The following is a 23,638-nucleotide window of genomic DNA, read 5'->3' on the forward strand; positions in this document are numbered from 1 at the left end:
CTTCCAGGGGAGGAATGAGACGAGCTGCGTGTGCGCGTAAAAACACAGGTCACGCCATCCCGGCGAAGGCCGGGATCCAGTCCGGGAACTGTGGGTGAATTCTTCCAACTGCTTTGCAACTGGACCCCGGCCTTCGTCGGGGAGGAGTAAATGGGGTGGCAGAAAAGGCGGTCGCGAAAGTTCGTGATGGCCAGGGCACTACGGCAATCGAGCCAATTTCCACGTCGACCGGCACCCCGCAGCGCACAGCAAAACCGCCCCGACCGGTAACGGTCGAGGCGGCTCCAACGCATTCAAATCTCTAACTTGATCGGCGACGAGCTTACTCCGCCGCCTCGACCACCGCATTGGCATCCGGCTGGCTGTACACCCGGTCGAGATAGTGGTTGGCGATGATGTAATGCGCTCGAACCGCGGCGGGGTGGGTCGCCTTCTGGGCCAGTTCGAGTTCGGTTTCGGCACGCTGATAGAAATAGTCTTCGTCAATCTCAGGCGACGTCATTTCAGGTCTCCAGGGTCCCGGCGATGCACCAATAACCCGCGCATCTCCGGGATCTTCTCCAATATTCGTATATGGTTGGGAGGGCCTTTCGGTTCCTGCATCCGGCCTTACGCGCCCTCCATTCGGCGCAAAACCGTCGTTTTTCCTGTTACAAATTATGGCCGGGAACCGGGGCCTGCTTCAGATCACATATCCATGTCGCTGGCGGTAAAAAGCCGCCGCCCGGTTGCCCGGACGGCGGCCCTTTTGATTCCAATCCGTTAGTCGGATCAGTCGTTCAGATACTCACCGGCATCGGCGTCCGTGCCGTGGCCCGAGGGGGCGACCTCGGCCAGCGGATCGTTGCCGGTGCCGCCAGCGTCACGCGCCGAACGCGCCTGCTCGGCAGCCCGCTCTTCGGCGGCGCTGACCGGTGCGACGATCGCCTCGGCCAGCTTGCGCTGCTGCGCCCGGAGCGCCGCGTCGCGGCTGGAAGCCGCCACGCGCAGGCGGTTCATGCCCGCACCGGTGCCCGCCGGGATCAGGCGGCCGACGATGACGTTTTCCTTCAGGCCCATCAGCGTGTCCTGCTTGCCCTGGACCGCCGCCTCGGTGAGGACGCGGGTGGTCTCCTGGAACGACGCCGCCGAGATGAAGCTGCGGGTCTGCAGGCTCGCCTTGGTGATGCCGAGCAGGACGGGCTTGCCCTGTGCGCGGACCTGGTTGGCGTCGAGCTTGTCGTTGATCGCGTCCATTTCCTCGCGATCGACCTGCTCGCCCTTCAGCAGCGTGGTGTCGCCGCCGTCGGTGATCTCGACCTTCTGCAGCATCTGACGAACAATCGTCTCGATGTGCTTGTCGTTGATCTTCACGCCCTGGAGTCGATAGACTTCCTGGATTTCGCTGACCAGATATTCGGCCAGCGGCTCCACGCCCATCGTTTCCAGAATGTCGTGCGGATCGGGCGAGCCGCCGATCAGGTTGTCGCCACGCTTGACGTAGTCGCCTTCCTGAACGTCGATCACCTTCGACTTCGGCACCAGATACTCGACGACCTCGCCGCCATCCTCGGGCTGGATGCCGATCTTGCGCTTCGCCTTGTAATCCTTGCCGAACACGACACGGCCCGAGACCTTGGCGATGATCGCCGAGTCCTTGGGAACGCGTGCCTCGAACAGCTCGGCGACGCGCGGCAGACCGCCGGTGATGTCGCGGGTCTTGGCCGATTCGCGCGCGACACGGGCCAGAACGTCACCGCCCTGCACCTGCGCCCCGTCCTCGACCGAGAGCGTCGCACCCGGTGCCAGCATGTAGCGACCGGCCTCGCCCGAATTGTCGTCGAGCAGGGTCATGCGCGGACGCAGATCCTCCTTCGACTTGGTCGAGGCGCGATATTCGGTGACGACGCGCTGGGCGATACCCGTGGCTTCGTCGACCTGCTCGGTCAGGGTCTTGCCCTCGATGAGGTCCTGGAACTTCACCGTACCGGGGTTTTCCGTGATCACCGGCATGGTGAACGGATCCCACTCGGCCATCCGGTCGCCCTTCGACACGATGTGACCATCGTCGAACAGGACGTACGCACCGTAAGGGATACGGTCGACCGAGAGCTCGCGGCCGTCCATGTCGACGATCGCGATCTCACCCGAACGGCTGAGAACCACGCGGCGGCCGCGCTGGTCGGTGATCAAGCGCAGGTCGCGGAACTGGACGACACCGTCCACCGCCGCTTCCAGGTTCGACTGCTCGTTCAGCTGCGCCGCGCCACCGATGTGGAAGGTACGCATGGTCAGCTGCGTGCCCGGCTCACCGATCGACTGCGCCGCGATGACGCCGACCGCTTCGCCGATGTTCACCGGCGTACCGCGGGCGAGGTCACGGCCATAGCATTTGCCGCAGACACCGACTTTCGATTCGCAGACCAGCGGGCTGCGGATCTTGACCGACTGGGTGTTCGCCGCCTCGATCCGCGCCACCATCGGCTCGTCGAGCAGGACGCCCGATGCGATGATGACTTCGCCGGTCTTGGCGTTGACGATGTCCTCGGCCGTGGTGCGGCCCAGGATACGCTCGCCGAGCGAGGCGATGGTCGAACCGCCCTGCACGATCGCCTTCATCTCGAGGGCGCGGGTCGTGCCGCAATCCTCTTCGATGATGACGCAGTCCTGGCTGACGTCGACCAGACGGCGGGTCAGGTAACCCGAGTTCGCCGTCTTCAGTGCCGTGTCGGCCAGGCCCTTACGCGCGCCGTGGGTCGAGTTGAAGTATTCAAGAACGGTCAGACCTTCCTTGAAGTTCGAGATGATCGGCGTTTCGATGATCTCGCCCGACGGCTTGGCCATCAGGCCGCGCATGCCTGCCAGCTGCTTGATCTGGGCGGGGCTACCACGCGCGCCCGAGTGGGCCATCATGTAGATCGAGTTGATCGGCTTCTCGCGGCCTTCCATCGGGCCGTCCTCATAATGCCGGACCGCCTTGATCTCGTTCATCATCGAGTTCGCGACCTGGTCGCCGCAACGGCTCCAGGCGTCGATCACCTTGTTGTACTTCTCCTGCTGCGTGATCAGGCCGTCCTGATACTGCTGCTCGAAGTCCTTCACCTGCTCGCGCGTCTCATCGACCAGACGATCCTTGTCCGGCGCGATGATCATGTCGTCCTTGCCGAACGAGATGCCCGCACGGAACGCGTGACGGAAGCCCAGCGCCATGATCGCGTCGGCGAACAGCACGGTCTCCTTCTGGCCGGTGTGACGATACACCTCGTCGATCACCTCGCCGACGTCCTTCTTGGTCAGGACGCGGTTGACGATGTCGAAGGGCACCTTGTGGCTCTTCGGCAGGCACTCGCCCAGCAGCATGCGACCCGGCGTGGTCTCATAGCGCTTCAGGTACTGCTCGCCATTCTCATCGGTCTGCGGAACGCGGCTGATGATCTTGGTGTGCAGCGTGACGGCACCGGCGAAGAGGGCCTGGTGGACCTCCTCCATGTCCGCCAGCATCATGCCCTCGCCCGGTTCCTTCTGCTTCTCGAGCGAGAGGTAGTACAGGCCCAGCACCATGTCCTGCGACGGCACGATGATCGGCTTGCCGTTGGCGGGCGACAGGATGTTGTTGGTCGACATCATCAGGACGCGCGCTTCCAGCTGCGCTTCGAGCGACAGCGGAACGTGCACGGCCATCTGGTCGCCGTCGAAGTCGGCGTTGAACGCCGAGCAGACCAGCGGGTGAAGCTGGATCGCCTTGCCCTCGATCAGCACCGGCTCGAACGCCTGGATGCCCAGACGGTGAAGCGTCGGCGCGCGGTTCAGCATGACCGGGTGCTCGCGGATCACCTCGTCCAGGATGTCCCAGACTTCCTTGCGCTCCTTCTCGACCCACTTCTTGGCCTGCTTCAGGGTCATCGACAGACCCTTGGCGTCCAGACGGGCGTAGATGAACGGCTTGAACAGCTCGAGCGCCATCTTCTTCGGCAGGCCGCACTGGTGCAGCTTCAGCTCCGGACCGGTCACGATGACCGAACGACCCGAATAGTCGACGCGCTTACCCAGAAGGTTCTGACGGAAGCGGCCCTGCTTGCCCTTCAGCATGTCGGACAGCGACTTCAGCGGACGCTTGTTGGCACCCGTGATGGTGCGGCCGCGACGGCCGTTGTCGAACAGTGCGTCGACCGCTTCCTGCAACATGCGCTTTTCGTTGCGGACGATGATGTCCGGCGCACGCAGCTCCATCAGGCGCTTCAGGCGGTTGTTGCGGTTGATGACGCGGCGATACAGGTCGTTCAGGTCCGAGGTCGCGAAACGACCGCCGTCCAGCGGCACCAGCGGGCGAAGCTCGGGTGGGATGACCGGAATGACTTCGAGGATCATCCATTCGGGACGGTTGCCCGATTCCAGGAAGCTCTCGACGACCTTCAGGCGCTTGATGATCTTCTTGGGCTTCAGCTCCGACTTGGTCGTCGCCAGCTCTTCGAGCAGCGCGACCTTCTCGCCTTCCAGGTCGAGATTCTCGAGCATGATGCGGACCGCCTCGGCGCCGATCCCGGCCGAGAAGGCGTCCTCGCCATATTCATCCTGCGCGTCGAGCAGTTCGTCCTCGGTGAGAAGCTGATACTTCTCCAGCGGGGTCAGGCCCGGCTCGATGACGATATAGGCTTCGAAGTACAGCACGCGCTCGAGCTGCTTGAGCTGCATGTCGAGCAGCAGGCCGATGCGGCTCGGCAGCGACTTCAGGAACCAGATGTGCGCGACGGGTGCAGCCAGCTCGATATGGCCCATCCGCTCGCGGCGGACCTTCGACACCGTGACTTCGACACCGCACTTTTCGCAGACGATGCCCTTGTACTTCATGCGCTTGTACTTGCCGCACAAGCATTCGTAATCCTTGATCGGACCGAAGATGCGCGCGCAGAACAGGCCGTCACGTTCCGGCTTGAACGTGCGGTAGTTGATCGTCTCGGGCTTCTTGATCTCGCCGAACGACCAGGAACGGATCTTGTCGGGCGACGCGATGCCGATCTGAATCTGGTCGAAGGTTTCCGGCTTGGCCACCGGATTGGCGAAGTTGGTCAGTTCGTTCATCTTGCTTTCCTCACAGGGAGGGAAAATTCATCGGGTGAGCGAGAAAGGCACCGGTGAGGCAGACTGCCCCACCGGCCCCATTCCTTACTCCGCCGCCTCGGCCAGACCGTCGTCCTGGGCGTCTTCCATCGACTTGAGGTCGACGTTGAGACCCAGCGAGCGCATTTCCTTGACCAGCACGTTGAAGCTCTCCGGGATGCCCGCCTCGAAGGTATCGTCGCCCTTGACGATCGCTTCGTAGACCTTGGTGCGGCCGACCACGTCGTCCGACTTCACCGTCAGCATTTCCTGGAGCGTGTACGCCGCGCCATAAGCCTGCAGCGCCCACACTTCCATCTCACCGAAGCGCTGGCCACCGAACTGCGCCTTACCACCCAGCGGCTGCTGGGTAACGAGCGAGTACGGCCCGATCGAACGCGCGTGGATCTTGTCGTCGACCAGGTGGTGCAGCTTCAGCATGTAGATGATGCCCACGGTCACCTTGCGGTCGAACTGATCGCCGGTGCGCCCGTCGAACAGGTCCGACTGGCCCGAGGTGTGAAGGCCCGCCAGCTCCAGCATCTCCGACACGTCGCTTTCGCGCGCGCCGTCGAACACCGGGGTCCCCATCGGCACGCCGGTGCGGATGTTCTGGACCAGCTCGGCCACTTCCTCGTCGTCCCGGTTCTGGATGTCTTCGGCATAGTGATCGCCGTAGATTTCCACGAGCCGCGACTTCACCGCTTCCGGCACCGCGCCCGGCTTGGCGTCGGGGTTGGCTTCGCGCCAATCCTCGAGCTGCGCCGCGACCTGCATACCCAGGTTGCGCGCCGCCCAGCCCAGGTGGGTCTCGAAGATCTGACCGACGTTCATGCGCGACGGCACGCCCAGCGGGTTCAGCACGAGATCGACCGGCGTACCGTCCGCGAGGAAGGGCATATCCTCCTGCGGCAGGATGCGGCTGATGACGCCCTTGTTGCCGTGACGGCCGGCCATCTTGTCGCCCGGCTGCAGCTTGCGCTTCACCGCGACGAAGACCTTGACCATCTTCAGCACGCCCGGCGGCAGCTCGTCACCACGCTCCAGCTTGTCGCGACGGTCATGGAACTTGTCCGTGATCCGCTTGGCGGCTTCGTCATACTGCGCCTTGACCGCTTCCAGATCGCTCTGGCGCGCATCGTCGGCGACGGCGAACTTCCACCATTCGTGACGATCGACCGATTCCAGCACCTCGGCATCGATGACGATGCCCTTCTTCACGCCCTTGGGCGCGGCGGTGGCGGTCTGGTCGAGCAGCATCTCGCGCAGGCGGCTCCAGGTCGCCCGGTTGAGGATCGTGCGCTCGTCGTCGGCGTCCTTCTTCAGGCGCTCGATCTCCTCGCGCTCGATCGCCATCGCGCGCTCGTCCTTGTCGATGCCGTGACGATTGAAGACGCGCACGTCGACGATCGTACCGGCCACGCCCGGCGGCAGACGCAGCGAGGTGTCGCGCACGTCGCTGGCCTTTTCACCGAAGATCGCGCGGAGGAGCTTTTCCTCCGGCGTCATCGGCGATTCGCCCTTCGGCGTGATCTTGCCGACCAGGATGTCGCCCGGCTCCACCTCGGCCCCGACATAGACGATGCCCGCCTCGTCGAGGTTGCGCAGCGCCTCTTCACCCACGTTCGGGATGTCGCGGGTGATGTCTTCCGGCCCGAGCTTGGTGTCGCGCGCCATGACTTCGAACTCGTCGATATGGATCGACGTGAACACGTCGTCCTTCACGATCCGCTCGGAGATGAGGATCGAGTCCTCATAGTTGTAGCCGTTCCAGGGCATGAACGCGACGAGCGCGTTGCGGCCCAGCGCCAGCTCACCGAACTCGGTCGAGGGGCCGTCGGCGATCACGTCGCCCGCCTTCACGACGTCGCCCACCTTCACCAGCGGACGCTGGTTGATGCAGGTCGACTGGTTCGAACGCTGGAACTTCATCAGCGTGTAGATGTCGACGCCCGACTTGCCCGCATCGACCTCACCGGTCGCGCGAACCACGATACGCGACGCATCGACCTGGTCGACGATACCGGCGCGCTTCGCCGCGATCGCCGCACCCGAGTCGCGGGCCACGGTCTCTTCCATGCCGGTGCCGACGAAAGGCGCTTCCGCCTTCACCAGCGGCACGGCCTGACGCTGCATGTTCGAGCCCATGAGCGCGCGGTTGGCGTCGTCGTTTTCCAGGAACGGAATGAGCGAGGCGGCGACCGAGACGAGCTGCTTGGGCGACACGTCCATCAGGGTGATCTGATCGGGCAGCGCCATCAGGAATTCACCCGCCTGACGTGCCGAGACCAGATCCTCGGTGAAGCGGTTGTCGGCGTCCGTCGCGGCCGAGGCCTGGGCGACGGTGTGCTTCTGCTCTTCCATCGCCGACAGGTACACGACCTCGTCGGTGACGCGGCCGTCGATCACCTTGCGATACGGCGTCTCGATGAAGCCGTACTTGTTGACGCGGGCGAAGGTCGACAGCGAGTTGATCAGACCGATGTTCGGGCCTTCCGGCGTTTCGATCGGGCAGATGCGGCCATAATGGGTCGGGTGAACGTCGCGGACTTCGAAGCCCGCACGCTCACGCGTCAGACCGCCCGGCCCAAGCGCCGAGACGCGACGCTTGTGCGTCACTTCGGAGAGCGGGTTGGTCTGGTCCATGAACTGCGACAGCTGCGACGAACCGAAGAACTCGCGCACCGCAGCGACCGCAGGCTTGGCGTTGATCAGGTCGTTCGGCATGACGGTCGACACGTCGACCGACGACATGCGCTCCTTGACCGCACGCTCCATGCGCAGCAGGCCGACGCGATACTGGTTCTCCAGCAGCTCGCCCACCGAACGCACACGACGGTTGCCGAGATTGTCGATATCGTCGATCTCGCCCTTGCCGTCCTTCAGGTCGACCAGCGTCTTGACGACCGCCAGAATGTCCTCGGTGCGCAGCGTCGTCACCGTGTCCGGGCAGTCGAGGTCGAGGCGCATGTTCAGCTTGACGCGACCCACGGCCGACAGGTCGTAGCGATCGGGATCGAAGAACAGGCCCGCGAACAGCGACTCCGCCGTCTCCAGCGTCGGCGGCTCGCCGGGGCGCATCACGCGATAGATGTCGGACAGCGCCTGCTCGCGCTCTTCGGCCTTGTCGGCCTTCAGCGTGTTGCGGATCCACGGACCCGTGGCGACATGGTCGATGTCGAGCAGTTCGATCGTGTCGACGCCCGCCTTGTCCAGCGCTTCGAGATTCTCGGCGCTGATCTCGTCACCAGCTTCGACGTAGATTTCGCCGGTCTGCTCGTTGATCAGGTCATAGGCCGAGTAACGACCGAAGATTTCCTCGGTCGGGATCAGCAGCTGCGACAGGCCGTCCTTGGCCGCCTTGTTGGCAGCGCGGGGGGAAATCTTCTGACCGGCCGGGAACACGACCTCGCCCGAGCTGGCGTCGACGATGTCGAACATCGGCTTGGCACCGCGCCAGTTCTCGGCCTGGAACGGGATCTTCCAGCCGCCGTCGCCGCGAACGAAGGTCAGGCGGTTGTAGAAATAGTTGAGGATCTCTTCCGAGTTCATGCCCAGCGCATAGAGCAGCGCCGTCACCGGCAGCTTGCGCTTGCGGTCGATACGGACGTTGACGATGTCCTTGGCGTCGAACTCGAAGTCCAGCCACGAGCCGCGATACGGGATCACGCGCGCGGCGAAGAGATACTTGCCCGAGGCATGGGTCTTGCCGCGGTCATGGTCGAACAGCACGCCCGGCGAACGATGCATCTGGCTGACGATGACGCGCTCGGTGCCGTTGATGAAGAAGGTGCCGTTCTCCGTCATCAGGGGCATGTCGCCCATGTAGACGTCCTGCTCCTTGATATCGATGACCGACTTGGCTTCGGTATCGGGATCGACCTCGAACGCGGTCAGGCGCAGCGTGACGCGCATCGGCGCGGCATAGGTGATGCCCCGCTGGCGGCATTCCTCGACGTCGAACTTCGGGTCCTCGAGGACGTAATCGTCGAAGTCGAGATAGGCGGTGCCGGCGAAATCCTGGATCGGGAAGACGCTGCGCAGCGTCTTTTCCAGCCCCGAGACATGGCCCGTGGACTTGTCCGAACGCAGGAACTGCTCGTAGCTTTCGCGCTGAACCTCGATCAGGTTCGGCATCTGCACCACTTCGTGGATGTCGCCGAACACCTTGCGGATACGCCGCTTGGCGGTGCCGCCATCGCCCTTGCGCGGGGCGGAGCCGCTGTCGATCGCCTTGGTTGCCATGGGTCTGTCTGCCTCGTCAGCCGTAAATCACTGCCCGGATGCCTCCGGGCGAGACGCAACGACAGACGCCGAAAGGCCGCGCGCAAGTCTCTGCGGCGGCATCCGGCGTCCGTTGAACCAGCGACCTTCCATTCGACCGACACGCTGCGCGAAGGCGCGTCATTTCCCGAAGATCGTGGTGAGTGATGGCGATATAGGCGTTGCACCCCCGGGTGTCAAACCGACGCACGCGCAGGCCAGGGCAAAGTTCCCGCTGGCGCGGGGCTTGCCACATATTGGCCGCATATGCGGTTACTATATGGGGTTGCATCCGCCGGGCCTCCGGGGCACGGCTGGTGCGGCCGGGTCTGGGACCCGGACGGCGGTTGAAGATTGTAGTTACCACGAGGAATGCATTTCATGACATCGTCCGGGCCGCGCCGCGCCGCGCGCCTTCTTGCCCTGACGCTGGTGCCGGTGCTTGCCCCGCTGCCCGCCGCTGCCGTCCCGTTCCAGACCACGTCGCAGGACAATGACGCCGCGCGCCCGGGCACCGGCGGACTGGAAAGCTTCAGCCTGAGCCCGCGCCTTTCGACGCCGCAGACCAATCCCACCACGGTGCCGACCCCGCCGCCCCCGCGCATCGTGCTGCCCGGCCAGTCCGCCGCCCCGGCCACGCCAGCGGCGACTCCGACACCGCGCGCCACCCCCACGCCCCGGCCGACCCCGCGGCCGACGCCGACACCGACGCCCAGCCCGACCCCGGTCGAGGTGCCCGTACCGGCTCCCTCGCCCGAGCCGCCCGCCACGCGTCTGCCCGACCGCGAGGCCCAGCCGGTCGGCGGGACCGAGCCGGGCGTCGACGGCATGACCATCGCCAACGAACAGGCCCCCGCCATCGCCGCGCCGGGCACCGTCGCCCCCGAGCAGCAGGATGACTCGGATCGTGGCCTGCCCTTCTGGCCGATGCTGATCGGCACGGGGCTTGCCGCGCTGGCCCTCGGCATCTGGCTGGGTCGTCGCAGCCGCAAGGTTCCGGCGCTCCCGGCGCCCGCCCCGCGCGCCGCCGCCGATCCGGTCGAGCGGACACCTGCGCCGGTCCGCGATACGCCCCCGCCTGCCGAGCCGACGCCGCCCCCACCACCCGCCCCGTCGCTGCCGCCCGAGCCCAGCTTCCTGGCGGTCGAGGCCCGGCCGGTGCGTGTCGGCCTCAACATGCTGTCGGCGACGATCGAGGCCGAGGTGACGGTGCATAACAGCGGCGCGACGCCGATCGGCCGGGTCGCGGTCGACCTGCGGCTGCTCAGTGCCCATGCCGGGCTCGACGGACAGCTGATCGAGCTGGCGCATCAGCCGCAGGGCCGCCCGATCGTCCCGCCCTTCGCGCTGGCACCGGGTGAAAGCCGCACCGTGCGCGGCGTCACCGCCCTGCCACGCGAGGCGATCCATGTGATCGATGCGGCGGGCCGCCCGATGTTCGTGCCGATCCTTGCCGCCGCCGCGCATACCGACTGGGGCATGGCGCGCTGCGCCTATGCGGTCGGGCTGGAGCGGACGGATTCGAGCAAGCTGTCGCCGATCTGGCTCGACCAGCCGGGGCGGATGTACGATCAGGTGGCGGCGCGGCCGCATGTGATGCGGGGGTGATCGCTCCGGGCGTGGTCGAAGCCCATGCCTCGAACCGTCCCGATCTAACCCGCCCGCATATCCTCGGTAATCACATGCGGCGCGGTCTCGCCGAAACTGCGGACCAGCGTCTCGAACCCCAGTCCCTCGATCCGCAGTTCGTTGAACGCAGGCGGAGTCTTGCGCGTCCGCTTCGACAGGGTGCCCGCGCCGATCATGCGGATGATCCGGCCGTCGCGGTCGATCGGGACGTCGAACGGGTCGTGGACATGGCCCGATAGCACCGCATGCGCCCCCGCCGCCGCCAGCTGGGTCAGTGCCGCATCGCCGTTGCGGGTCTTGGCCGTGCCCTTGGTCGGCCCCTCGATCAGCGGGTGGTGCGCGGCAACCAGGATCAGATGATTCTTGGGCGCCTGCTCGATCAGCGCCAGCGCACGGCGGAGCGAGCCGGAACTCACCCGCCCCTTGGACCAGTTCCACCGCCACTGCGCGCGCGCGGTGGTCTTCAGCGGCACGACGGTCACGCCGGGCAGGTCGAGCGGCTTTTCGATCATCCGCTCGATCGCGGCATAACGCTGGTACGGCGCGAACAGCCGCCGGAACGGGTCCCAATAATAGGGGATGTCGTGATTGCCGACCTCGACCGTCACCGGCACGCCCAGCGATTGCAGCCACGCGCCGCCGGCCTGGAACTCGCGCTTGGTCGCGCGCATGGTCAGGTCGCCGGTCATGATGACCGCATGCGGCTTTTCCGCCGCGACCCGCTCGGCGAACCAGGCGAGCGCGGCGGGGTCCTCGGCACCGAAGTGCACGTCGCTGACATGAAACAGACGGATCATGCCGCCCGTCCTAGCCTTTCCCCGCGCGTCACGGCAACTCGGCCATGGCGCGCGGCTCGTGCATCGGACAGCCATTCACCCGGCCGCGATAGTCGGCCGAGAAACGATAGGTGTCCTTGCGCGCCCGGTTGATATTGCCCAGCGGCCGGTGCGCGGCCAGCCCGTGCCAGATGCTGTAGGACAGCGCATCGTCGATCGCGTTGGTCTGACCGTCCTGCCAGCTGATCTGCGGTTCCGCGGTGAAGGTCGCGACGGTTATGTACGGGCTGTCCTCCTGGCTCCACTCGGCGGTGGCGTCCTCGATCGGCATCGCGTCGAGGTCGCGATTCAGCTGGACGCGAAGCTCCCACTCGCCGCCCTGCTCGATCATCACCTCGCGCACGACTTCGCGAAGGGCATCGGGGCGGTCGTGCGTATTGACCGTATCGCCGGTCAGCTGGGTCAGCGCGGGGCTGACCGGGAACAGGCCGAACTTAGCGATATGGTCGCCATAGCGGAACGGCGTCTGGCTATAATAGGTTTCGCCCAACGGGTGCACCTGTTTGGCCCCGCCCAGCGTCTGGAGCGTCGCGCTCTCCAGGCCGACCGTCTCCAGCGTCGCCTCGATCCCGCGCAATATGCCCGACAGCAGCTTCTTGCCGCCCTCGAACTTGTCGGTCGTGGACGCGAGCATCTTGAGGTTCTTGGCGAAGGCGTCCGCCGTCGGCGCGGTGAAGACCGGCGCATTGGCCATCACGAAGTCCTGCGTCGCATCGCCCTCCGAACCCGGCAGCCGATCGCCCTCGACCCCGATGACCTTCAGCGCGAGCCCGCGCGGCAGGCCGATGGCGTCATCCAATATGTCGCCCGGATTGGTCGAGATACGCGCCACCGCGTCATAGTCGCCCGGCCCGGCGAAGAGCCCCTGCGCCAGTTCGGGCGGGAGGCTGTCGTGAACCTTCAGCTTGCCCCGGATGATGCCATGCGCCTTGGCATGGACGGCGCGGACGCCGTGCCCATAGTCCTTTGACGTGGTGTCGAGGATGTGCTCGAACGAGTGCTTCATCTGGTCGACGGTTTCGCCTTCCTTGGGGCTAACGTCTTCGACCTGGGGGGTGAATGCGACGGGGGTCTTCATCGGGGCTCTCCCTGTGGGTCCCCACCAACCCATGTTGGGTAATAGCGTTCCTTCTGGAGATAATGCTCACCCACCGATCTGGGCACGCCCCTCCCGCAGGCGGGAGGGGATGGGGGAGGGAAAAGCCACAGGCTATGGTCTCTGCGAGGCTCCCAGCCCTCCCCCCAACCCCCTCCCGCCTGCGGGAGGGGGAGCAGTGAAGGCAAGAGGGATGCCCCACACCTTCCCCCTCCCCCCGCAATCCGCTAACCGGGCCGACATGGCCTTTTATCACCCGCTCCTCTTCGCGCTCGATGCCGAACGCGCCCATGGTCTGACGGTCGCGATGCTGTCGCGCTGGGGCGCACTGGGCGCACCGATGGGAGCCGATCCGGCGCGCTATCCACGTCTTGCTAGCACGGTAGCGGGGATCGACTTCGCCAACCCGCTGGGGCTGGCGGCTGGGGTCGACAAGAATGGCGAGGCGATCGACGGCTTTTTCGGCCTGGGCTTCGGCATGGTCGAGATCGGGACGCTGACCCCGAAACCCCAGCCCGGCAATCCCAAGCCCCGCCTGTTCCGGCTGGTCGAGGACCAGGGGGTGGTCAACCGCTATGGCTTCAACAATGGCGGGCTGGATGCGGGACTGGCGCGCGCGAAGGCCGCCAAACGCAAGGGCGTGCTGGGCATCAATGTCGGCGCGAACAAGGACGCCGCCGACCGCATCGCCGATTACCGTCACGGCGTGGCCTGCGCGGCGCCGATCGCCGATTACGTCACGATCAACATCTCCAGCCCCAACACGCCGGGCCTGCGCGATCTGCAGCATGGCGCGGCACTTGCCGAACTGCTCGCCGCGTCGCGCGAGGCGGCGGGCCGTGTCCCGCTGTTCCTGAAGGTCGCCCCCGATCTCGACCCCGCCCAGATCGACGAGATCGCACGCGCCGCGATCGACAACCGGCTGGACGCGATCATCATCGGCAACACCACCATCACCCGGCCCGACGTGAAGAGCCCCAACGCCGCCGAGACCGGCGGGCTGTCGGGCCGTCCGCTCGCCCCGCTCGCCCGCGCGCGGCTCGTGGATTTCCGCAAGGCCACCGGGGCGGCGATGCCCCTGATCGCGGCGGGCGGGATCGACTCCGGCGCGGAGGCCTATGCCCGCATCCGGGCCGGGGCCAGCCTGGTCCAGCTGTATTCGGCACTGGTCTATGAGGGGCCGGGGCTGGCCGCGCGCATCCTGACCGATCTCAATGCGCTGCTCGCCCGCGACGGGTTCGCCAGCGTGAGCGAGGCCGTCGGCGCCTGACGTTACGGCTTGGCGTAGGGAGAGCCTTGCCGCTAGGGTCGGCCGCATGAAGCACTGGCTCCTCTCCATGGCGGCGCTGACGCTGCCGCTCGCCGCGCCCGCCGAAGCACGCCAGCCCGCCAAGGCCCCCACTAAGGCCCCCACCGAAGGGATGGTCAGCGCCGCCGACCCCCGCGCCGCCGCCGCCGGGGTCGAGATATTGCGGGCGGGCGGCAGTGCGACCGACGCCGCCATCGCGACGATGCTGGCGCTGAACGTGGTCGAGCCGCAAAGCTCCGGCATCGGCGGCGGCAGCTATTGGGTGCGCCATGACGCGCGCGGCACCAACACCATCGACGCACGCGAAACCGCGCCGATGGCCGCGACGCCCGACTGGTTCTACGGCCCCGATGGCCGCCCGCTCAGCCATGCCGATGCCGTCCCGGGCGGACGCAGCGTCGGCGTGCCCGGCGCATTGCGCGGCATGGCGCTGGCCCATGCCCAAGGCGGCAAGCTGCCCTGGGCGCGGCTGTTCCAGCCCGCCATCCGGCTGGCGCGCGACGGGTTCCAGCTGAACCCGCGCCTCCAGACCGCGCTGACCCGCTATGGCGGCCATGTCGATGCCGCCACCCGCGCCCGGCTGACCGGCCCGGACGGACAGGTCCTCCCGCTCGGCAGCATCATCCGCAATCCCGGACAGGCCGCACTGCTGGAGCGGATCGCCAGGCTCGGTCCCGACAGCTTCTATATCGGGCCACAGGCGCAGAAGCTGGTGACGACGGTCAACACCGCCCAGCGCAATCCGTCGAAGATGACGACCGGCGACCTGACCAGCTACGCCGCAAAGCCGCGCCCCCCGCTCTGCGCCACCTATCGCGGGTACAAGGTGTGCAGCATGGGGCCGTCCTCGGGCGGCGGTTCGACGATGCTGTCGATCCTGAAGCTGCTCGAACGCTTCGACATGGCCAGGCTGGGCAAGGATTCTCCGCAAGCCTGGCATCTGTTCGCCGAAGCCTCGCGGCTCGCCTATGCCGACCGCGACATGTATCTGGGCGATCCCGACTATGTCCGCGTACCGATCAAGGGCCTATTCGACCCGGCCTATATCGCCAGCCGCTCCGCGCTGATCGCGCCCGACAGCACCATGGCGTCGGTGTCGCCCGGCACGCCGCCCGGCGCCCCGCCTCGTGTCCGCGCGCCGGTCAGCGAGGTGCCCGGCACCACCGATCTTGTCACGGTCGACGCCGCCGGTAACGTCGCCGAGGTGACGACGACCGTCGAGGGTTCGTTCGGCTCCGGCCTGTCGGTCGACGGCACGATGCTGAACAACGAACTGACCGATTTCGACATCGTGCCGGTCAAGGACGGCGATCTGGTCGCCAACCGGGTTCAGGGCGGCAAGCGCCCGCGCAGCTCGATGTCGCCGACCATCGTCTATGGTCCCGACGGCAAGGTCCGCCTGGCGGTCGGCGCGGCGGGCGGATCGACCATCATCGCGCAGGTCGCCAAGGCGATCATCGGGGTCATCGACTGGAAGCTGAGCGCGCAGGATGCGATCGCGCAAGGGCTGCTCTTTGCGCCGTACAAGGTCGCGACGGTCGAACAGGGCACCGCGTTGGAGGCGCTTGTCCCCGGCCTTCAGGCGCTGGGCGAGACGGTGGTCGTCGCGCCGATGGGGCTGAAGGCCAATGCCATCGAGCGGGTCGGGGGCCGCTGGGTCGGTGCCGCCGATCCACGCAGCGAGGGTGCGGCGATCGACGTGACCGGCCGGACGACCGCGATCCGACGCGTCGGCGACAAGCCGGGTCGTCCGGCGGAATAAGCAAACAAAGAGCCCGATCGCGCGTTACGCCGTGCGATACGGGCCGGTGGGAGAGGCACCATGCGTACGCTCGAATATTTCCCCAATCTGATCACCATGTTCTTCACGCGCGCCGCCGAAAAGGGTGACGCGCCGTTCCTCTGGCGCAAGGAATCCGGGGCCTGGCGGTCGATCAGCTGGGCCGAGGCGGCGCGCCAGGTCGCCAGCCTGTCGGCGGGGTTGAAGGCCACCGGGCTGCAACGCGGCGACCGGGTGATGCTGGTGTCGGAGAACCGCCCCGAATGGTGCATCGCCGACCTCGCCATCATGGCGGCGGGCGGCGTGACCGTGCCGACCTACACCACCAATACCGAGCGCGACCATGCGCATATCATCGAGAATTCGGGCGCGCGCGCGATCATCGTGTCGACGCAGAAGCTGGCGACGACGCTGATGCCCGCCGCGCTGCGCTCCAACCACGTCCAGACGGTGATCGGGATTGAGCCGCTGAAGCTGGGGCCGAGCCAGATCGAGTGCCGTCAATATGACGCGATGCTCTCGGAGCATCCCGCCGATCCGGTCGTGGTGGCCGCACAGGCCGATTTCGCCCGCGAGGATCTGGCCTGCATCATCTACACTTCGGGTACCGGCGGCGCGCCGCGCGGGGTGATGCAGCATCACGGCGCGATCCTGCACAATTGCGCCGGATGCAGTGCGGTGATCGCCGAGGATTTCGGCTGGGACGACGAGGTATTCCTGTCCTTCCTCCCCCTCTCCCACGCCTATGAACATACCGGGGGGCAGCATTTCCCCATCTCGCTGGGCGGGCAGATCTATTATGCCGAGGGTCTCGACAAGCTGGCCGCCAATATCGAGGAGGTGCGCCCGACGATCATGTTCGTCGTGCCCCGCCTGTTCGAGGTGCTGCACACCCGCATCGCCAAGGCGATCGAGAAGAAGGGCGGGCTGGGCGCACGGCTGCTCGACCAGGCGCTGGCGCTGGGGGCCAAGAGCTATGACGGCCGCTTGCGGCTGATCGATCGCCCTGCGCAACTGGCGGTCAACACGCTGTTCAAACCCAAGATCGCCAGGAAGTTCGGCGGCCGATTGAAGGCGATGGTGTCGGGCGGCGCGCCGCTCAATCCCGAGATCGGGCTGTTCTTCCATTCGATCGGCCTCACCCTGCTGCAAGGCTATGGCCAGACCGAGGCCGCGCCGGTCATCGCCTGCAACCGGCCCAAGGCCGGCGTACGCATGGACACGGTGGGTCCGCCGCTCGACAAGACCGAAGTGCGGATCGCCGAGGATGGCGAGATATTGGTGCGCGGTGAACTGGTCATGCACGGATACTGGCGCAACCCGACCGAGACGGACCGCGTGCTCAAGGACGGCTGGCTCCACACGGGCGATATCGGCGAGATCGATGCGGCGGGCCGCCTGCGCATCACCGACCGCAAGAAGGACCTGATCATCAACGACAAGGGCGAGAATGTCGCCCCCCAGAAGGTCGAGGGGATGCTGACCCTGCAACCCGAGATCGGCCAGGCGATGATCGCGGGCGACCGGCGGCCCTATATGGTCGCGCTGATCGTGCCCGATGCCGAATGGACCGCCGAATGGTGCGCCAAGTCGGGCACCGGCTGCAATCGCGCCGCGCTGGACGACGATCTCGATTTCCGGGGCGCGATTTCGGCCGCGATCGACCGGGTGAACCGCGACCTGTCGGTGACCGAGCGTATCCGCCGCTTCATCATCGCCGACGAACCCTTCGCGATCGAGAACGAGCAGCTGACCCCGTCGCTGAAGATCCGCCGCCACGTCCTGCGCGAGGTGTATGGCGACCGTCTGGACGCGCTGTACAGAAATTGACGAGGAAACTTCCTCCCCTGCAAGGGGAGGGGGACCGTGCGCAGCATGGTGGAGGGGTGTCCCGCTATCGAGAGGGCGACACCCCTCCGTCAGGCCTTCGGCCTGCCACCTCCCCTTAAAGGGGAGGACGGTGATCTTGTACGCAGCAAAAACGAATCGTTGTGTAAACACAACAAGTCATATAGCCTATCAATATGCACAACCGCATCGCCCTGTTCCGGAACGACCGCAACGTATCGCGGCGCGAGCTGGCGGAAGCGGTCGGCGTCAATCCGCAGACCATCGGCTATCTCGAGCGCGGCGACTATAAACCCAGCCTCGAACTGGGCCTGAAGATCGCCGCCTATTTCGACGCGCCGGTCGAGCTGATCTTCTCCCTCACCCCCTTCCCCTCGCTGACCGACGCACTGCGTCGGGATGGAGACGCCTGATGCGCTCTGACAGCCGCCGCTGGACCGGCCGCGCCGCGCCGGGCGAGAGGTCCTCGGAATGCGCCAACCGCCCCTATCGGAACCGCACCCTGCGCTGGTGGCTGGTCGGCGTGGTCGTCCTGGCGATCGGGCTGGCCGTCTTGCAGGTTTGGCAGGACATCGGGCTGAACTTCGGAGCGCTGGTCATCGCGGGACTGAGTGCCGCCTCGGGCCGCTCGCCCTTCGCCCGCGCGAAGTATCGCGACTATGACGAGTTCGAGAAACAGGCCCTGATGCAGGCGCATCACCGTGCCTATTCGACGATGATGGCATTGACGCTCACCGCCATGGGATGGTGCGCGTTCGCCAGCCATTATGGGTGGCCGATGCCCCGGCAGTTTTCAGACTGGGCGACATGGGCGGCGGCTCTGCTGGTGATCGGCACGAACCTGCCCGTCCTGCTCGCCGAGTTCGCTATCCCCTTTCCCGATCAGGAGGACGCCACATGACCGGCTATCGCGACGGATATGATTTCCGCAAATGGTATGCCGCCAGCTTGAAAGAGCGGCCGCGTCGCTATTGGGTCCGCTGGGCGCTGGCAGGAGCGGTGGTGGTTGCGCTCACAGCGGCGATGCTCTCCGGAGCGGACGGCCATCCTCCTCTGTTCGTCTCGTTCCTGCCCGGATTCTTCATCGGCTTTTCGCCTTTCGCCCGAGACAGCTGGGCGGCCGACCAGGGGCGGGCCGTGTATGACGAGTTCGAACACGCCGCCCTGCTACGCGCCACGGCTCGGGCCTTTGCCACCTATATCGGACTCATCGCCCTACTCGTCAGTTGGATGATCACCGCCCCCGGCCTGGGCTGGCCGGTGCCGGTACTGCCGATGCAATGGACTGGTTGGCTCGTCACGCTTCTGGTCATCGGCATCAGCCTGCCTGCGACCTTCGCCGAGTTCATGGTCCCCATGCCCGAGCCCGAGGACGAGACGCTGTGACGAATAAAGAGGCTTGAGCAATAAGACCGCCGGGCGGGCCACCATGGTGGAGGCCCGCCCCTCCACCATGTTTCGCATGGTCCCCCTCCCCATCTGACGATGGGGAGGATTTTACGTCACGCCGGGGTCAGCAGGCCTTCCTTGGCGATCTTGTCGCGCCACACCAGCGGGGCCAGGGTATGGACGTTCTGGCCTTCGGAATCGACCGCAACGGTGACGGGGAAATTCTCCACGTCGAACTCGTAGATCGCCTCCATGCCCAGATCCTCGAAGCCGACGACCTTCGATCCCTTGATCGCGCGGGCGACGAGATAGGCCGCGCCGCCGACCGCCATCAGATAGGCGGACTGGTGTTCGCGGATCGCGTCGGTGGCGGCCGGGCCGCGCTCGGCCTTGCCGACCATCGCCAGCAGGCCCTGGTCGAGCATCATGCGGGTGAACTTGTCCATGCGGGTCGCGGTCGTGGGACCGGCGGGGCCGACCACTTCCTCACCGACCGGATCGACCGGGCCGACATAATAGATCACCCGGCCCTTGAACTCGACCGGCAGTTCCTCGCCGCGATCGAGCATGTCCTTGATCCGCTTGTGCGCGGCGTCGCGGCCCGTCAGCATCTTGCCGTTCAGCAGCAGCCGGTCGCCATGCTTCCAGCCCTTCACCTCTTCGGGCGTCAGGGTGTTCAGGTCGACGCGCTTGGCCGCCTGGAGGTCCGGTTTCCAGTCGACCTTGGGCCATTCCTCCAGCTTGGGCGCCTCCAGATAGACCGGGCCGGAGCCGTCCAGCGTGAAGTGCGCGTGGCGGGTCGCGGCGCAGTTGGGGATCATCGCGACGGGCTTGGACGCGGCGTGGGTCGGCCAGTCCATGATCTTGACGTCGAGGATGGTGGACAGGCCGCCCAGCCCCTGCGCGCCGATGCCCAGCGCATTGACCTTGTCGAACAGCTCGATGCGCAGCGCCTCGATATCGTTGCGCGGTCCACGCTCCTTGAGCTGGCCCATGTCGATCGCGCCCATCAGCGATTCCTTGGCGAGCAGCACCGCCTTTTCCGCCGTGCCGCCGATGCCGATGCCGAGCATGCCGGGCGGGCACCAGCCCGCGCCCATTTGCGGCACCATTTCCAGCACCCAGTCGACGATCGAGTCGGACGGGTTCATCATTTTGAACTTCGACTTGTTCTCAGAGCCGCCGCCCTTGGCCGCGACATCGACGGTGACCTTGTTGCCCGGCACCATCTCGACATGGAGGACCGAGGGCGTGTTGTCCTTGGTATTGCGGCGGGTAAAGGCGGGGTCGGCGAGGATCGAGGCGCGCAGCTTGTTCTCGGGGTGGAGATAGGCGCGGCGCACGCCCTCATCGACGACCTCCTGGAGCGAACGGTCGCCCGACAGGCGGCAGTCCTGGCCCCATTTCACGAAGACCGTGACGATGCCGGTGTCCTGGCAGATCGGGCGATGCCCCTCCGCGCACATCCGGCTGTTGGTCAGGATCTGCGCAATGGCATCCTTGGCCGCCGGGCTCTTCTCGGCCTCATAGGCCTTACCCAGCGCACGGATATAATCCATCGGGTGGTAATAGCTGATGAACTGGAGCGCGTCGGCCACGCTCTCGATCAGGTCGGTGTCGCGGATCAGGGTCGTCATGCATCCGTCCTTAGCGAAAGGGGCGCGGCCGGCGCAATGGAGGGCGCCCGTTTCAAGCTATCTTAACCAGCATTAGCGCAGGGTGGCGCGACATTATTGGAAACCCGCACCCCGCATGTCGCCAGCCCCCTCCAAGACCCTGTCCTTCCTCGCCCTGATGGGCCTGGCCGAGGATAATGACGAGCTGTTGGTGTCGCTCCACCTGGGTCGTCTGAAGACACTGTGCCGTACCTGGCCGCTGGCCGTCCTGCAGAATTTCGTGGCCATGGCGACCATCTTCGGGCTCGATTCGCCGGGCGGGTCATCGTCCCAACGGATCGAAAAGGCGGTGGCGGGCGGCCTGATGGTGGCGGCCACGCTGGTCTTCGGTTTCGTGCTGTGGCGCGGCGTCTCCCGGCAATGGCCCTTCTACCGGCTGAAACAATGGCTGAGCGTCATGGGTCTGCTGGTCGCGCTGGCCACCGGGCCGATGCTGCTGATCGTGGCGAATGCCCATCACGGCACCGGCGGATGGGTGGCCGTGCTGACGCTCGCCTGCACCATGTGGACGACCGCATCGATGCTGAACGCGGTGCGCGGCGCACTGCTGGGCTATTCCTTCGGCTTCGCGTTTCTGGCGCCGGTCACGGCGCTGGCCTGGGGCGTGTCGGTGCTGCCGGTTCTGGCAGCGGTCCTCCCGCCGCTGATCTTGCTGATCCTCAAGGCGCGCGCCGTCGGGCAGCTCGATTATGACAGCGCCCGCGACCGCGCCCAGGCCTTTGGCCAGGGGCAGCAGGCGGTCAAGATGATCGCCGAATTCGAGGAGCATGGCACCGGCTGGTTCTGGGAAACCGATCGGCATGGGCGACTCACCTATCTGTCGGGCAAGGTCGCGCGCGATCTGGCCGCCTCGGGCATTGAGAGCCGGGGACAAGTGCTGACCGAGCTGTTCCAGATGGATCCCTCCGCACCCGGCACCGAACGGACCCTGTCCTTCCACATGTCGTCGCGCACCGGCTTTTCGGATTACACCGTGTGCGCGGTGGCCGAGGGCGGAGCGGTGTCGGAACGCTGGTGGTCGATCTCCGGCCGACCGATCCTGGACAGTATCGGCCGGTTCCGCGGCTTTATCGGTTCGGGCTCCGACCTGACCGAGAAGCGCCGGTCGGAGGCGGAGATCACCCGCCTGGCGCTGTTCGACAGCCTGACCGGGCTGGCCAATCGCCAGCGCATGACCCTGTCGCTCGACAAGACGCTGAAACAGTCGATCAACCCCTGGCGCCCCAACGCGCTGTTCCTGATGGACCTCGACCGCTTCAAGGCGGTCAACGATACGCTGGGCCATCAGGCGGGCGACCTGTTGCTGCAACAGGTCGCGCGGCGGCTGGAGAAGGTGGTCGGCGATGTCGGGCTGGTCGGGCGGCTGGGCGGCGACGAATTCCAGATCCTGCTGCCCGGCATCGATGCGCGCGACCGGCTGGCCATGCTGGCGGACCGGATCATCGCCGCGCTGTCGCGCCCCTATGACATTCTGGGCAACGAGGTCACGATCGGCTGTTCGATCGGCATCGCCATCGCGCCCTATGACGGCGAGGATTCGCAGACGCTGATCCGCAACGCCGATCTGGGCCTGTACGCGGCCAAGGGCGACGGGCGCGGCGTCCACCGTTTCTATGCCGAGGCGATGCTGGAAGGCGCGCGCAGCCGCAAGCGGATGGAAGAAGATCTGCGCATCGCCGTCGCGCAGGGGCAGTTCCGCCTGGTCTATCAGCCGATCGTGTCCACCCGCGACGCGATGATCGTCGGCTATGAAGCGCTGCTGCGCTGGCACCACCCCGAACAAGGCCACATCCCGCCGTCGCAGTTCATTCCGGTCGCCGAGGATTGCGGCCTGATCGAACAGATCGGCGAATGGGTGATGCGCACCGCCTGTGCCGAAGCGGCGGGCTGGCCGCAGGAGGCGCGCGTCGCGGTCAACGTATCGTCGATCCAGTTCGCCAAGCCGCATCTGCCCGCGCTCGTCGCGCAGGCGCTGGCGCAATCGGGTCTCGCGGCGGCGCGGCTGGAGCTGGAGATCACCGAGAGCGTCTTCCTGAACGACAATCAGGAATCGCATCGTCAGTTCGCCGCGCTGAAGGCGCTGGGCATCCGGCTGGCGCTCGACGATTTCGGCACGGGCTATTCCTCGCTCGGCTATCTGCGTCACGCGCCGTTCGACAAGATCAAGATCGACCAGTCCTTCGTACGCGGCGCGAGCAGCAAGGGCAGCCGCAATGCCGCGATCATCCGCGCGATCGTGACCATGGCCGACACGCTGGGCATGGAGACGACCGCCGAGGGCGTGGAGATCCAGGAAGAGATCGAGATGATCCGCAGCCTGGGGTGCAGCCATATCCAGGGCTTCGTCTATGGCAAGCCGATGGAGGCGCCCGACGTCCCCCAGTCGATGCGCGAGCATGGCGGCCATGCCGAGCCGGTCGGCCTGAAATCGCTCCGTCGCCCACGGGTGAAGATCCTGCGCATCGCTCAGATCCTGTCGGGCGATGCGACGATCGATGTCCGCATCCGCGACCTGTCGACCACCGGCACCATGATCGAGGGGCTTCCCCCCGCCTATATCGTGGGCGGGGCGGCGGTCGGCATCCGCCTCGGCGGCGACGCACCCGTTCGCGGCTATATCCGATGGGAGCGCGAAGGACGGGTGGGCCTGGCCTTCGCCACGCCGCTGCCCGAGGATCATCCATGGCTGGACAAGGCTCAGGAGGAGGGGGACGCGCGGCTTCGATCCGCCTGATC

At 66.2% G+C, this 23,638-nt stretch carries 14 protein-coding genes; 8 read left to right on the plus strand and 6 right to left on the minus strand.

Going from position 1 to position 23,638, the window contains the following annotated elements:
• Positions 1-322: 322 nt before the first annotated feature.
• The 3 genes from ACQR50_RS14980 to rpoB all read right to left on the minus strand — a co-directional run bounded on the left by ACQR50_RS14980 (position 323) and on the right by rpoB (position 9,321).
• On the minus strand, positions 323-502 hold the full coding sequence (locus ACQR50_RS14980) for a hypothetical protein (RefSeq protein ID WP_428968910.1): 180 nt from the start codon (positions 500-502) through the stop codon (positions 323-325).
• A 269-nt stretch (positions 503-771) separates the two neighbouring features.
• Positions 772-5,058 (minus strand): DNA-directed RNA polymerase subunit beta', encoded by a 4,287-nt coding sequence (gene rpoC, locus ACQR50_RS14985; RefSeq protein ID WP_428968911.1) that lies wholly within the window; start codon positions 5,056-5,058, stop codon positions 772-774.
• 84 nt (positions 5,059-5,142) lie between these two features.
• Entirely contained in the window at positions 5,143-9,321 is a 4,179-nt protein-coding gene (rpoB, locus tag ACQR50_RS14990) for a DNA-directed RNA polymerase subunit beta (RefSeq protein WP_184104923.1), read from the minus strand.
• 399 nt (positions 9,322-9,720) lie between these two features.
• Between rpoB and ACQR50_RS14995 the strand changes: the two genes are divergently transcribed.
• Positions 9,721-10,947 carry a hypothetical protein gene (locus tag ACQR50_RS14995; RefSeq protein ID WP_428968912.1) on the plus strand — a complete coding sequence of 409 codons (1,227 nt, stop codon included), beginning with the start codon at positions 9,721-9,723 and terminating at the stop codon, positions 10,945-10,947.
• Between the two features lie 44 nt (positions 10,948-10,991).
• Here ACQR50_RS14995 and ACQR50_RS15000 read toward each other — a convergent pair whose 3' ends face one another.
• Together ACQR50_RS15000 and ACQR50_RS15005 are read right to left on the minus strand one after the other, a co-directional pair.
• The gene (locus ACQR50_RS15000) at positions 10,992-11,765 is read right to left on the minus strand and encodes a metallophosphoesterase family protein (RefSeq protein ID WP_428968913.1); all 774 of its coding nucleotides are present in this window, start codon (positions 11,763-11,765) and stop codon (positions 10,992-10,994) included.
• A gap of 28 nt (positions 11,766-11,793) precedes the next feature.
• A complete protein-coding gene (locus ACQR50_RS15005) occupies positions 11,794-12,882 on the minus strand; it encodes a catalase family protein (protein ID WP_428968914.1) in 1,089 nt (362 codons plus the stop codon).
• A gap of 259 nt (positions 12,883-13,141) precedes the next feature.
• On the opposite strand from ACQR50_RS15005, the gene ACQR50_RS15010 reads away from it, so the two are divergent.
• From ACQR50_RS15010 to ACQR50_RS15035, 6 genes are all read left to right on the plus strand, one after another.
• Positions 13,142-14,170: a quinone-dependent dihydroorotate dehydrogenase gene (locus ACQR50_RS15010; protein WP_428968915.1), complete on the plus strand. Its 1,029-nt coding sequence runs from the start codon at positions 13,142-13,144 to the stop codon at positions 14,168-14,170.
• A gap of 46 nt (positions 14,171-14,216) precedes the next feature.
• Positions 14,217-15,971 (plus strand): gamma-glutamyltransferase, encoded by a 1,755-nt coding sequence (ggt, locus tag ACQR50_RS15015; protein ID WP_428968916.1) that lies wholly within the window; start codon positions 14,217-14,219, stop codon positions 15,969-15,971.
• 60 nt (positions 15,972-16,031) lie between these two features.
• Positions 16,032-17,819 carry an AMP-dependent synthetase/ligase gene (locus ACQR50_RS15020; protein ID WP_428968917.1) on the plus strand — a complete coding sequence of 596 codons (1,788 nt, stop codon included), beginning with the start codon at positions 16,032-16,034 and terminating at the stop codon, positions 17,817-17,819.
• Positions 17,820-18,013: 194 nt separating this feature from the next.
• A complete protein-coding gene (locus ACQR50_RS15025) occupies positions 18,014-18,250 on the plus strand; it encodes a helix-turn-helix transcriptional regulator (protein WP_056436755.1) in 237 nt (78 codons plus the stop codon).
• Positions 18,250-18,738 (plus strand): hypothetical protein, encoded by a 489-nt coding sequence (locus tag ACQR50_RS15030; protein WP_428968918.1) that lies wholly within the window; start codon positions 18,250-18,252, stop codon positions 18,736-18,738. The genes ACQR50_RS15025 and ACQR50_RS15030 overlap by 1 nt, the downstream gene beginning before the upstream one ends.
• A complete protein-coding gene (locus ACQR50_RS15035) occupies positions 18,735-19,223 on the plus strand; it encodes a hypothetical protein (RefSeq protein WP_428968919.1) in 489 nt (162 codons plus the stop codon). The genes ACQR50_RS15030 and ACQR50_RS15035 overlap by 4 nt, the downstream gene beginning before the upstream one ends.
• A gap of 116 nt (positions 19,224-19,339) precedes the next feature.
• Here the strand turns inward: ACQR50_RS15035 and ACQR50_RS15040 are convergent, their stop codons facing one another.
• Entirely contained in the window at positions 19,340-20,863 is a 1,524-nt protein-coding gene (locus ACQR50_RS15040) for a fumarate hydratase (protein WP_428968920.1), read from the minus strand.
• A gap of 115 nt (positions 20,864-20,978) precedes the next feature.
• On the opposite strand from ACQR50_RS15040, the gene ACQR50_RS15045 reads away from it, so the two are divergent.
• Positions 20,979-23,636 (plus strand): putative bifunctional diguanylate cyclase/phosphodiesterase, encoded by a 2,658-nt coding sequence (locus ACQR50_RS15045; protein WP_428968921.1) that lies wholly within the window; start codon positions 20,979-20,981, stop codon positions 23,634-23,636.
• Positions 23,637-23,638: the final 2 nt, after the last annotated feature.

Origin of the sequence: Sphingomonas sp. Xoc002 (assembly GCF_050408055.1) — a bacterium.
Taxonomy (GTDB): domain Bacteria; phylum Pseudomonadota; class Alphaproteobacteria; order Sphingomonadales; family Sphingomonadaceae; genus Sphingomonas; species Sphingomonas yabuuchiae.